The following is a 13342-nucleotide window of genomic DNA, read 5'->3' on the forward strand; positions in this document are numbered from 1 at the left end:
GTAACTCTGAAATAGGTCCCAGAACCAAAATGTGGGAGCAAGCCCCCACATCAGGAACGCTGTCAGAAGACGTTGATGGGGTAGTCCACAATCACGCGGTACTCATCCACGTCCCGATCCACTGCCGAATAGCCATTGCTGCCTCGATTGGTCGCCCATTGCAGGCGCACCGACAGGTCCTTGGCCTTGCCGGCTTGCACTACATATTTCAAATCGATATCCCGTTCCCAGTGCTTGGCATCTTTGCCATCGGCGCTGTACCAGCTGCTGTAGCCGCGGCTGTTGGGGTCGACCTTGGTCAGGTCGGTCTTGCCGCTGATGTAGGACACAGCGGACGTCAGGCCAGGCACACCGAGGCCGGCGAAGTCGTAGGCATACTTGAGCTTCCATGAGCGCTCGTTGGGGCCGTTGAAGTCCGAGTACTGCTGGGAGTTGTCCAGGTAAATGCTGTCGCCCTGGGTGATGTAGTCGAACGGCGTGTTGCCGTTGACCCGCTGGTAGGTGGCCGTGACGCTGTGGTTGCCCACGCCGACGGTGAAATGCAGGCTGTAGGTGTTGTTGTCGATATCCCCCAGCATCGATTGGCCGGTGTCCTGGGTGTGGTAGTAGTGCAGGCCTGGGGTCAGGCTGACCAGGTCGTTGAGAGCATAGGTGTATTCCAGGTCGTAGTAGTACTGATGCCATACGTCCTTGAGTTCGGAGGCGTACAGGTTGCTGGTCAGTCCGGTGATACCGCTGAACGATACGCCGGCCCAGTCCAGGTGCTGGCTGTCGGCGTTGGCGGGTAAGGCGCCATAACTGGTGCCGATGCGCCGGTGGCCGCTCTGGTTGTAGAGCTTGGTGAAGCTGGCCTGGCCGCCCTCGATCATCCAACCGTCGAAGCTGTGGTTGGTCAGGCTCACACCACGGAAGGTCTGGGGCAGCATGCGCGTCATGCCGCCAGCGATCACCGGGTTGTTGAGGTACAGGTCGCCGGCTTTCAGTTCGGTATCGAAGGCACGCATTTTCAAGGTGCCGCCGGCGGTAGAGAACGATCCGGGTGCCTTGCCGTTGCCACTGCCGTAGGGAAGGATGCTGGAGCCATCGGTGCCGCCACCACCGTCGAGCTTGAGGCCGAGCATCGCATTGAGGTCCAGGCCGAAGCCGACGGTACCTTGGGTGTAGCCGGACTCGAAGGTGCCGATAAAACCCTGGCCCCATTCCTTGCTGTCATCGGTATGAATGTCGCGACGGTCGCGGTTCATGTAGTAGTTGCGCGTATTGATCGTGAGGTGGGAGCCTTCGACGAAACCGTCGGTGGGGGTGGTGTCTGCCGCCTGGGCGAGGGGAGTGATCGTTGCTGTAATTGCGAGGAATAACGGGGTGAACGTCAGCGAGTTCTTCACCGGTGGAGCTCCTTTGGTCAATCAAGAACGGCCAGTGTCGTGGGGGTGTGCCTGGCCTTTTTTTACGGCAAAAAAAAGCCGCTGAAGTCAGCGGCTTTAAGACAGATTCCCAGTGTAGAGCCCTGGAAAAAAGTCGAGGGAAATTCGGGTAAGCGGGTCAGCTGCCTTTGCCGTCGCGCTCATCGATGCGTCAAAGTAACGCAGGGGAGCGGTGCGATACAGAGTGTAACAAGATAATGACTGTTGCCAAAACTACAACAGTGAGGCTCGAACGTGGGGCGTTCAGGCTTTTTCAAGCTGTCGATCGATTTATCTGGAGTTGAACGGCTTTCTTTGAGTAGTGCAGAAATGTCCGACAGCTCGTCGTAGTTGCATGGGTAAGACGCCTCTCGATTTCCTCCACACCATTGAAGTGCCAGATCACAGCTTCCTAGGATTGCGTCCGTCTCAGGCGTATTACAAGGATGCCCTCATGCCCCGTCAAAGCGACCTTCGTTACACCTTCCAACCGCTGCGGGGCGATCCCTTCGAAGTGGTCTCATTCACCCTCGAAGAAGGCCTGTCCCAGCCGTTCAAACTCGAACTGGAGCTGGTCAGTCACCACCCGGCCATCGACTTCTACCGCATGCTCGACCTGGCCGCCGTCTTCACCATCTGGCGCGACGACACCCCGGTGCGCTACGTCCACGGGTTGGTCAGCCTGTTCCAACAAGGCGACACCGGCTTTCGCCGCACCCGCTACACCGCCGTAGTCGAGCCGACCCTGGCGCGTTTCAACCTACGTTCCAACTGGCGCATCTTCCAGGCCCAGACCGTGCCCGACATCATCACCAGCATGCTGGCCGAGCAGAAACTGACCGACATCCGCAGCGAAATCTGCTTCGAGCACCAACCCCGCGAATACTGCGTGCAGGCCGGCGAAACCGACCTCGACTTCATCGCCCGCCTCGCCGCCGAAGAAGGCCTGCTCTACACCTTCGAACACCGCGCCGACGGCCACACCCTCGTCCTCACCGACCGCGTCGGCGGCCTGGGCACCATCGGCACCCACACCAACTGCCCGGTGATCTACCAGCCCATGGGTGGTGGCGACTCCAAGGAGCCGGCGTTGACCCGCTTCCACTACACCGAACAAGTGCGCACCGCACGCCAGGTGCAGCGCGACTACACCTTCACCCACCCGCGCTACAACCAGCAGCACACCGCCACCGGCGACCAGGACCTGAACAACCAGCACAAGGACTACGAACGCTACGACTATCCCGGGCGCTACAAACGCGATATAGCGGGTAAGCCCTTCACCAAGACCCGCCTGGCCGCCCTGCGCAACGACGCCAAACTGGCCCATGTGGAAGGCGACGATGAGCGTCTGCAACCGGGGCTGGCCTTCGACCTCAACGATCATCCCCGTGAGGACTTCAATGATCGCTGGCGCACCATCGCCATCAAGCACGAAGGCAAACAGCACACCAGCTTGCAGGAAGAGTCGTTTGGTAGCGGCCTCGGTACCTCTTATACGTTGAAAGCCAGCGCCATCCGCTGGACCTCGGATTGGAAAGCGCCGTTGCCTGCCAAACCCTGCATCGACGGCCCGCAGATCGCCACCGTCGTCGGCCCGCCAGGGGAAGAGATTTATTGCGATGAATGGGGCCGGGTCAAGGTGCAGTTTCCGTGGGATCGCGCGGATAAAAACAACGACCACAGCTCCTGCTGGATCCGCGTCACCCAAGGCTGGGCCGGGGCGACCTGGGGCTCGATAGCCATCCCGCGTGTGGGTCAGGAGTTAGTGATCAGCCACCTGGACGGAGATCCTGACCAGCCGATCGCCACGGGGGCCGCCTACAGGCAGACCAACCTGCCGCCCTACGAGCTGCCCAAACACAAGACGCGGATGACCATCAAAAGCCGCACCCATAAGGGCGAAGGTTTCAATGAGCTGCGCTTTGAAGATGAGCTGGGCCTGGAGGAGGTGTTTATCCATGCCCAGAAAGATCAGAACACGGTGGTGAAGAACAACCAGAGCCAATCCATTGGCGCTGACCGGAGCAGCCAAGTAGGCCAAGACGAGACCATCACCGTCGGCCGCACCCGCATGCGGGTGGTTAAGGCTAATGACACGCTAAAAGTAGGCGGCAGCAAAAGTGACTCAATCGCCGACGAATACACCGTCGAAGTGGGCAGCGCTTTACGCCTGAAATGCGGCAAGACGGTGATTGAGTTACATGCCAACGGCACGCTGAACATCACCTGCGAGAACTTCAATATCACCGGTTTGCAGTCCGGCCAGATCAACACCCCCGACGGCATGTTGGATCTCAACGTGGAAGGCGGCACTGCTGCCGTTTCCGCTGGTGGGCGAGATGCCAGCGCGCTCCAAGACGAAGCCAATAGCCATTTTCAGCACGACTGAGACCGTTGATGGCTGACCTGTACTTCCCAAAATAAGGAACACCTGAATGCCCAGATACCTGACTCAGGATCTCAACGTCGACCTCGGCGATGAGATGCCCGAAGACACAACACTGAACATGCTCCAGTTTCGCGAGCGACAAACCACCTTGGTCATCGCTCGTAGCGCGCTACCAGAACACCAGAGCCTCGATGAGGCCTACACGTTTCAACTGGACTTGCTGCACAAACGGCTCACCGCGTTGACCTGCACTGACCCCGTGACCGTTTTTATTGGGAAAGACAAGCAAATCGAAGGTCGTGAAGCAGCACTCCAGTTCACTCACGGAAATCAGCCTATGTACCAGCTTCAGTTGGCCTGCCAACTGCCTGGGCAACAACGCCTGCTGGTCCTGAACTACAGCAAACACAGCGCGCTTACCGAAGCCGATATCAGCCATTGGCGGGCGATCAAAGACAGCCTGCATTTTACCTGATCAGTTCACTCCCCCATTTGCATACACGCCAGTTCAGCAAGGAGCACACACCAATGGCGCAGAACGTCCATGCCGCCAGGGAAGGAGACGCGATCCTTCACCCCCCCCTGGCTGCCGAGCTGATGAGCGCATTAGCAGAAGCGGTTGTCTACGCCGCAGCTACCGCTCTTGTTGCGGCGGCTATCGCCGGCACTGTTGTCGCGGTTGTGGGCACGGGCGGTGCGGCGGCAGTGCTGGTCCCTGTGATTGCCGGAGCACTGGTAGGCGGTGCCAGCATGATTCCCATAGGCGACAAGAGCATTGGTGAAGCCATCACCGACGGGTGTGATTCTCTCGCCAACAGCGTGTTCCCGGCAGAGCCATTCGGCAAGATTGAAAGCGGCTCGCAAAATACCAACATCAACGGAAAGCCCGCAGCTCGGGCTGCAGGGCGCAGCTCCGGAGGTGGCGGCGCGGATGCTGCCGAAGAGGAGTCAGAACCGTCATTTCTGGACAATGTAGGCGCAATGGCGATGTCCGCCGCGCCCATGCTCTTGCCTGTGCTCGGGCTGGGCATGGCGATCTACGACATCTTCAATCCGCCGGTCACGACACCAGCAGCCCCGGGAACGGAGCCAGCAGACCAGGATAAGGTCACTTGCGAACGTCATCCTCCCATGCCCGATACCTACATCGCGCAAGGGTCCAGCAAGGTGTTCATCAACGGGCAGCCTGCCGCCCGAGCCGGCGACAAAACCACGTGCGATGCAACCATCGACAGCGATGCCAATGTGTCTCCCAACGTTCGCATAGGTGGCGAGCCACTGACCGTGCGGGATATCCGCAATGGCAAAAGCAAGATTGCGCAATTCACCGGCATGGTGGCCGGGATGTTGATCTCGCGCAAAATCAAGCTCAGGCCGCGACCGAAGGGTAGCCCCAAACCGCAGCCGCGCATCCGTCCGTGCAAAGGCAGCCCGGTGATTGTTTCAGCCGGAAGCAAGGTGTTGGGTGGGCAGGAGGATCACGACTTCACTTTACCGGGCCTGCTCCCCATCGAATGGGCCAGGGGTTACGACAGCAACGACTTGCGCCGAGACGGCCTGTTCGGAATGGGTTGGAGTGTCCCCTACGAGGTGGAAATCCTGCGCGTGCCTCATCCCGAGGGCGGCGAGTTGTGGATCTATGTCGACGAAGAAGGCACCCGCCTGGAACTGGGTCGGCTAAAAGCAGGTGATGCCTTTGTCAGCGTGCTCGACGGGTTGGCGTTCTTTCAACTGGAGGATGGACAGACCGTGGTTGAGGACATCTACACCGGTCTCTACCAAGTCTTCCAGACCGACCCGCACAACCCGAAACGTTCACGCCTGATCAAGCTGGGTGATCGCAACCTGAATACGCTGGGGCTTCTCTACGATCAGACAGGGCGACTGCACTACGTGTGCGACGGTTCGAGCCGAACCACCGTTCGGTTGAGCTATGAAACGCAACACCCGAAGCGAGTCAGCCAAGTGGAGCGGCTCTACATCAAGCTTGGCGATAACCCGCAGATCGAACACACCGAACTCCTTGCCAGCTATCGCTACACCCAAAGAGGTCAGCTGCAGGAAGTGCTCGATGCCACCGGCCAGGTCTTGCGTAGTTTCACCTATACGGCGCAAGGCTACCTTGATAGCCACACCCTACCCAGCGGCGCGACTCGTCAGTATCAATGGCAACGCTTCGACACGCCCCTGCAACGCCCGCAATCCTTGCGCGCAGATGGCAGGTCCTGCAACTTCCCCCCGTTGCTCGAACCTCAGCCTGACCATGAATGGCGCGTCATCCGCCATTGGGGCAGCGATGGCGAAGACTACCGCTTCGAGTACGACCTGGAAAAAGGCGAGACACGAGTCACCGACAGCCTCGGTCGCCAGGACCATTACTACTGGGGGCCCTTCTACGAGATCTACAAACACATCGACCCTATGGGCCACTGCTGGCAGGAAGATGTGCTGGGCGGCCAACTGCTCAAGAGCATCGACCCGCAAGGCGGCGAATGGCAGTACGGCTACGACGAACTCGGCCGCCTGATCGAGACTCGCGACCCACTGGGCCGCTGCGAACGGACCCGCTACACCCGCCACTGGGCGTTGCCACTGAGCATCACCGATGGCGCCGGGCGCACCCAACGCTTCGGCTACGACGGCCAGGGTAACCTGCTGTGGGAACAAGATCCTCTCGGCCGAAAGACCCAGTACCGTTACGACAGCCAAGGCCAAGTCCAATGCGTCACCGACCCGTTGGACAAGCACAAATACCTGCGCTGGAACACTCACGGGCAATTGCTCAACTACCGCGACTGCTCCAACAACGAGACCCACTACCGCTATGATCGGCGCGGCCTGCTCAGCGAAACCATCAACGCCCGCGGCGAGCACACCCTCTATCGGTATGACGCCCGCGGCTACCTGATCGAAAGCCAGCGCCCCGACGGGCGCATCGATCGCTACGACATCGACGCCGCCGGTCAGCTCGTCGCCTACATCGACCCGGCCCAGCGTATCACCCGCCTGCGTTATGACCGTAGTGGCCGGCTGATCCAGCGGGTTGACGCCCTCGGCCACAGCGTCGAATTTGGCTACGACGCCTATGACCGCTTGCGGCACCTGAGCAATGAAAACCGCGAACGCTACCGCTTCGAGTGGGACGTGCTGGACCGCCTGCTGGCCCAGCAGGATCTGGATGGCAGCGGGCGCATTTACCAGTACGACCCGCTGGGCGAGGTCACCGGCATCCACCATATCCCCGCGTCGAATGCCGAGCCCGAGCTGGACGGTAAGGACACCACCGAATCACTTGCCCCGTTGCAACACCACTTCGAGCGCGATGCTCTCGGCCGTCTGATCCGCAAACGCACCGACGATGGCATCACCGATTATGCCTATGACAATGCCGACAACCTGCTGGTGATCAGTTTTACCGATAACCAAGGCGACCGACAGCAACTCGACTACACCTACGATGCTCTCGGCCAACTACTCAGCGAGACCAACAGCGCCGGTCTGCTGCAGTATGACTACGATGAACTGGGCAACCTACAAACCCTGACCCTGCCCGACCAACGCCAGCTCAACCACCTGTACTACGGCAGCGGCCACCTGCATCAAATCAACCTGGGCGGCCGGGTGATCAGCGACTTCGAACGCGACCAACTGCATGACGAGGTCTTGCGCACCCAGGGCAGTCTGCTGACCCGCACGCGCTACGACCGCAATGGCCGACTGAGCCAGAAGGCGTTGCACTACCAGCAGGTCGCCCGCGAAGTGTTGCCGTTGTTGCAGAAGGACTACCAGTACGACGCCAGCGACAACCTGGTGGCAGAGATACTGACCCAGACCCAGCGACCAGGCGCTAATCGCCCGGCTACGGCGGCCAATGACGACAGCCTGATGGGTCGCTTCCAGAACCAATCATCGACCGGCAAGAGCTACCAAGGTAGCGCCCAATACGGCTACAACCCCGTCGAGCAAATCCAGAGCATGCACCGCAGCAGCCCTGGGGTGCAGGGCCAGTACATCGAGAGCCTCAACTACGATCCGGCAGGCAACCTGTTCGATGGCTACCGGGTCAACGGCCTGATCAAGCACAACCGGGTGCATGTGTATCAGGACAAACGTTATCGCTATGACTGCTTTGGGCGACTGAGCGAAAAACGCAGTGGCATCAGCCGCATTCAACGCTTCGAGTACGACGCCGAACACAGGCTGATCGGTGTGCATCAACAGAACGGCGCCCTGCGCCAACGGGTGGTGTTCAGCTACGACCCGCTGGGCCGGCGCATCAGCAAGCAGGTGTACAACGACAACGCCAGCGAGCCGAGCAACCGCACCCTGTTCCATTGGCAAGGCTTGCGACTGCTCGAGGAGGTGCAGAGCGGCAGGCCCAGCCTGTACGTGTATGCCGATCCGGACAGCTATGAACCGCTGGCACGGGTCGACGGCAAACCGGGCAGCGAGGCGATCTTCTACTTCCACACCAACCTGGCCGGGCTGCCGGAACAGCTGACCGACACTGACGGCCACACGGTGTGGCACAGCGAGTACCTGGCCTGGGGCAGGACGCGGGACGAGTGGCATGATCAGCAGCCGGGGCGTGAGCAGAACCTACGTTTTCAGGGCCAGTACCTTGACCGCGAAACCGGGCTGCACTACAACACCTTCAGGTTTTATGATCCGGATGTGGGGCGGTTTACCCAGCCGGATCCGATTGGGTTGGCGGGAGGGTTGAACCTCTATCAGTATTCGCCCAACCCTACTGGATGGCTTGATCCGCTAGGACTAAGCGCGTGCTCCGAAGCAAGCCAAAAACCAACTAGAGGTGATAATCCATATCAGACTAGGATTGACCCTCGGACACCCGGGCGACCAGATCCAAAATTTTCAATAGACACACGAACATTCACTAGTGGGACGAAAACCTCAAATGGTGGGATCAGAAATAATAGGGAGTTTTGGCAACAATGGAAAAATCTCCAACCAAACTCTCTAAGCAAAAGCAATCAATACCGAATAAATGAACTTGGCATAGCCCCTAAAATAGATAACACTTGGATAAAGGCATTTCCTGAACATGCCAAATACAAAGGTGACAATCTAGTCCATCACCACGTCAACTTTGGACAATATGCTATACCTGTACCATCAAAAACCCATGTGGGCAGCGGCGGCCCTTGGCACGCAAAGTGAGAAATACAATGTTACTTACCATAGATCAAATTGAATTTCAGCTTGAAGCAAAGTTTATGTCTTTCGGAAGTGACATGAGCGATCTTATGCTTAAACGTCGCACATCACCTCCTACAAATATTAATATGCTGGAAAGATCAATCAATACGAGATTGCCGAGCGAATTTAGGATTTTCATCGAAAAATACAATATGGACAATTTTACTTTAGGAGCAATATCATTCGGCACAAACGACGATTACATTGAGCAACTTATAGAAATGAATTCTGATGATGATTTTAGTCGCTGGTGGACCGGAAGCTTGAGGCCATCTAATACCATCGCCATAGCCACCTCCGACCCCTACACAATACTGCTAAACACAGAAAATGGAAAAATTTCCGCTATCACCAGCGAATCAAAAATGACAAACCTAGAAACTATCGCTTGTAATTTTTCGATGTTTGCAAGAGGGGTCGGAACTATATTTCTAAAACAAGGTAATCCGTCAGAAGTAGAAATTGCGGTACGCGCGGAGAATGGTGAGTTCTGGCGAGAGCTTTCTATATAAAGCAGTAACCTTCCATGATGGCACTAAGAGATCTGCAACAAACCGATCCCCTGATGATCTCCCGGCCATTTGGCGCGCATTCAGCCGCAAGTGTGGAACATCTGATCATCAGGGATGATCTGAATGTGGTGCTCGATATCTACGATAGGTCCTGCGTCGCTTCACTTAAACGGCGCAAGGCTGCCTCGATAGCCACGCCCTACCCAGCGGTGCGACTCGGCAGTATCAATGGCAACGTTTCGAAGTTCCCGAACAACGTCCTCAATCAGTGCGCGCAGACGGGAGCCTCTGCAAATTCCCGCCCCTGCTCGAACCTCAACCCGACCATGAGTGGCGCGTCATCCGCCATTGGGGCAGCGATGGCGAAGAATACCGCTTCGAGTACAACCTGGAAAAAGGCGAAACCCACGTCACCGACAGCCTCGGTCGCCAGGACCATTACTACTGGGGGCCCTTCTATGAGATCTACAAACACATCGACCCCATGGGCCATTGTTGGCAGGAAGACGTACTCAGCGGCCAACTGCTCAAGAGCATCGACCCGCAAGGCGGCGTATGGCAATACGGCTACGACGAACTCGGCCGCCTGATCGAGACCCGCGACCCGCTGGGCCGCTGCGAACGGATCCGCTACACCCGCCACTGGGCCTTGCCACTGAGCATCACCGATGGCGCCGGGCGCACCCAACGCTTCGGTTATGACGGCCAGGGTAATCTGCTGTGGGAGCAAGATCCTCTCGGTCGAAAGACCCAGTATCGGTACGACAGTCAGGGTCAGGTCCAATGCATCACCGACCCGTTGGACAAGCATAAATACCTGCGCTGGAACGCCCACGGGCAATTGCTCAACTACCGCGATTGCTCCAACAACGAGACCCACTACCGCTATGATCGGCGCGGCCTGCTCAGCGAAACCATCAACGCCCGCGGCGAGCATACCCACTATCGGTATGACGCCCGCGGCTACCTGATCGAAAGCCAGCGCCCCGACGGGCGCATCGATCGCTACGACATCGACGCCGCCGGTCAGCTCGTCGCCTACATCGACCCGGCCCAGCGTATCACCCGCCTGCGTTATGACCGTAGTGGCCGGCTGATCCAGCGGGTTGACGCCCTCGGCCACAGCGTCGAATTTGGCTACGACGCCTATGACCGCTTGCGGCACCTGAGCAATGAAAACCGCGAACGCTACCGCTTCGAGTGGGACGTGCTGGACCGCCTGCTGGCCCAGCAGGATCTGGATGGCAGCGGGCGCATCTACCAGTACGACCCGCTGGGCGAGGTCACCGGCATCCACCATATCCCCGCGTCGAATGCCGAGCCCGAGCTGGACGGTAAGGACACCACCGAATCACTTGCCCCGTTGCAACACCACTTCGAGCGCGATGCTCTCGGCCGTCTGATCCGCAAACGCACCGACGATGGCATCACCGATTATGCCTATGACAATGCCGACAACCTGCTGGTGATCAGTTTTACCGATAACCAAGGCGACCGACAGCAACTCGACTACACCTACGATGCTCTCGGCCAACTGCTCAGCGAGACCAACAGCGCCGGCCTTCTGCAGTACGACTACGACGAGCTAGGCAATCCGCAAACCCTGACCCTGCCCGACCAATGCCAGCTCAACCACCTGTACTACGGCAGCGGCCACCTGCACCAGCTCAACCTAAACGGCCGGGTAATCAGCGACTTCGAGGGCGACGCACTGCACGACGTAGTGCTGCGCACCCGCACGAGCTATAGCAAAGGTCGACTGTTCAGCGAACGCAGCTATACCGGGAGGGTGATACCGAAAGTATTCCCGCCGCCTTCACTACGCACAAACACATCCCCCCCATGCATCAACGCAATCGCCTTGACGATCGCCAGCCCCAGCCCGTGATTGGCCCCGCTGTTGCTGCGCGAGGCATCCACCCGATAGAAGCGTTCGAACAGGCGTGGCAAGTGTTCGCTGGCAATGGCCTCGCCGGGGTTGGTCACGCCAATCGTCACCTGGTGTGTCTGCATTTCAATGCACACGTCGATCACCTGCCCCGGCGCGGTGTGCTGCACCGCATTACTCAGCAGGTTGATCAGTGCCCGGCGCAGGTGGGCCTTTTCGATCTGCACCCGAGCATCGCCGTGCACACGCACCTGCACCTGGGCATCTTCGAGGATGAAATCCAGGTAGTCGAGGGTGGTTGCCACCTCATCGGCCAGGGCGCTTTCGATCAGCTTGGTGGCCTTGCTGCCTTGGTCGGCGCTGGCGAGGAATAGCATGTCGTTGATGATCGAGCGTAGCCGTTCCAGCTCTTCGAGGTTTGATTGCAGCACCTCGAAATATTGCTCTGCTGAACGACCACGGGTGAGGGCGACCTGGGTCTGGCCGATCAGGTTGGTCAGCGGCGAGCGCAGTTCGTGGGCCACGTCGGCGTTGAAGGATTCCAGGCGCGAGTAGGCCTGTTCGACGCGGTCGAGGGTGGCGTTGAACGAATTGACGAACTGGCTCAGTTCCGGCGGCAGCGGTGACAGATGCAAGCGCCCGGAAAGTTTGGGCGGCGCAAGTTTCTGTGCCTCGTCCGAGAGCTTGCCCAGGGGCTTGAGGCCGATACGCGCGACCCAGAACCCCAACAGCGCCGCCAGCACCACACCGACCAGCGCCAGGCTGACCAGCGCCACCAGCAAGTGGTGCTGGGTGGCGCGGAAGTTTTCGGTGTCGATGGCGATCATGAAGCGCAGCGCCGGACGTTGCTCCTTGGCCGCAAACTGGCTGACCAGCACCTTGAACGGATAATCGTGGCCGGGCAGGCGCAGGTCGTGCTTGCCGGTCGGGCCTTGGGCAAAGGCGCGAATCTGGGCGTCCGGCTCGCCGTATTCGTAGTTCGAGTCGCTGCTGACCACCCAGAAACGTATACGCTTGTCTTCTTCGCCCAGCAACTTGAGCTTGGCCTTGATCTTGACCCAATGCTCCGGTGTGCCGAAGCGATTGATCGACGATTCCAGTACGCTATAGCGCGCATCCAGCTCGGCCTCGGGCAACAAGCCCAGGCCGCGATCCACTTGCTGATACAGCGCGCCGCCGATCAGCACGAAGATCAGCAACGCCACCAAGGTGAACATGCTGCTCAGGCGCAGGGCAATGGAATTAGCCGACACTACGGTTCTCCAGCACATAACCCATGCCGCGAATGGTATGCAGCAGCTTGTGTTCGAACGGCCCGTCAAGCTTGGCGCGCAGGCGCTTGATCGCCACTTCCACCACATTGGCGTCGCTGTCGAAATTGATGTCCCAGACCATCTCGGCAATGGCAGTCTTGGACAGGATTTCACCCTGGCGCCGCGCCAATACGCTGAGCAGCGAGAACTCCTTGGCGGTCAGGTCCAGGCGTTGGCCGTTGCGGCTGGCCTTGCGGCTGATCAAGTCGATCCATAAGTCGGCGACCGTAACCTGCACCGGTTCGTGACCACCGCTGCGGCGGGTCAGGGCTTGCAGGCGCGCTACCAGTTCCAGAAACGAAAACGGTTTGCCCAGGTAATCGTCGGCGCCTTCGCGCAGGCCGCGGATGCGGTCTTCCACGCGCTCGCGGGCGGTGAGCATGATCACCGGCGTCTGCTTGCGGGCGCGCAACGCACGCAACACACCAAAGCCGTCCAGGCCCGGCAGCATCACATCGAGCACGATCACCGCGTAATCGTTTTCCAGCGCCAGGTGCAGACCCTCGACGCCGTCACGCGCCACGTCGACGGTGTAGCCTTGCTCCGTAAGGCCGCGGTGCAGGTAGTCCGCGGTTTTCTCTTCATCTTCAATAATCAGGACGCGCATGACCGCC

Annotated in this window: 8 protein-coding genes; 5 read left to right on the top strand and 3 right to left on the bottom strand. The window is 59.0% G+C overall.

From position 1 onward, the window contains the following. Window positions 1–62: 62 nt before the first annotated feature. Complete coding sequence (locus tag QYQ93_RS05710) at window positions 63–1385, bottom strand: OprD family porin (protein ID WP_338476493.1); 1323 nt, start codon at window positions 1383–1385, stop codon at window positions 63–65. A 472-nt stretch (window positions 1386–1857) separates the two neighbouring features. On the opposite strand from QYQ93_RS05710, the gene QYQ93_RS05715 reads away from it, so the two are divergent. The 5 genes from QYQ93_RS05715 (at window position 1858) to QYQ93_RS05735 (ending at window position 11415) form a co-directional block, all read left to right on the top strand. Continuing rightward, on the top strand, window positions 1858–3795 hold the full coding sequence (locus QYQ93_RS05715) for a type VI secretion system Vgr family protein (protein ID WP_338476494.1): 1938 nt from the start codon (window positions 1858–1860) through the stop codon (window positions 3793–3795). Window positions 3796–3841: 46 nt separating this feature from the next. Next, window positions 3842–4270 (top strand): DcrB-related protein, encoded by a 429-nt coding sequence (locus QYQ93_RS05720; protein ID WP_338476495.1) that lies wholly within the window; start codon window positions 3842–3844, stop codon window positions 4268–4270. A 53-nt stretch (window positions 4271–4323) separates the two neighbouring features. Then, on the top strand, window positions 4324–8976 hold the full coding sequence (locus QYQ93_RS05725; protein WP_338476496.1) for an RHS repeat-associated core domain-containing protein: 4653 nt from the start codon (window positions 4324–4326) through the stop codon (window positions 8974–8976). 74 nt (window positions 8977–9050) lie between these two features. Beyond that, the gene (locus QYQ93_RS05730; protein ID WP_338476497.1) at window positions 9051–9527 is read left to right on the top strand and encodes an SMI1/KNR4 family protein; all 477 of its coding nucleotides are present in this window, start codon (window positions 9051–9053) and stop codon (window positions 9525–9527) included. A 268-nt stretch (window positions 9528–9795) separates the two neighbouring features. Further along, window positions 9796–11415 (top strand): hypothetical protein, encoded by a 1620-nt coding sequence (locus QYQ93_RS05735; RefSeq protein ID WP_338476498.1) that lies wholly within the window; start codon window positions 9796–9798, stop codon window positions 11413–11415. Here the strand turns inward: QYQ93_RS05735 and QYQ93_RS05740 are convergent. After that, complete coding sequence (locus QYQ93_RS05740) at window positions 11304–12668, bottom strand: heavy metal sensor histidine kinase (protein ID WP_338476499.1); 1365 nt, start codon at window positions 12666–12668, stop codon at window positions 11304–11306. The genes QYQ93_RS05735 and QYQ93_RS05740 overlap by 112 nt on opposite strands. After that, on the bottom strand, window positions 12658–13335 hold the full coding sequence (locus QYQ93_RS05745; RefSeq protein ID WP_043049762.1) for a heavy metal response regulator transcription factor: 678 nt from the start codon (window positions 13333–13335) through the stop codon (window positions 12658–12660). Before QYQ93_RS05745 ends, QYQ93_RS05740 begins: the two co-directional genes overlap by 11 nt. Window positions 13336–13342: the final 7 nt, after the last annotated feature.

The sequence above is a fragment of the Pseudomonas khavaziana genome (assembly GCF_036704165.1).
Classification (GTDB): Bacteria; Pseudomonadota; Gammaproteobacteria; order Pseudomonadales; family Pseudomonadaceae; genus Aquipseudomonas; species Aquipseudomonas khavaziana.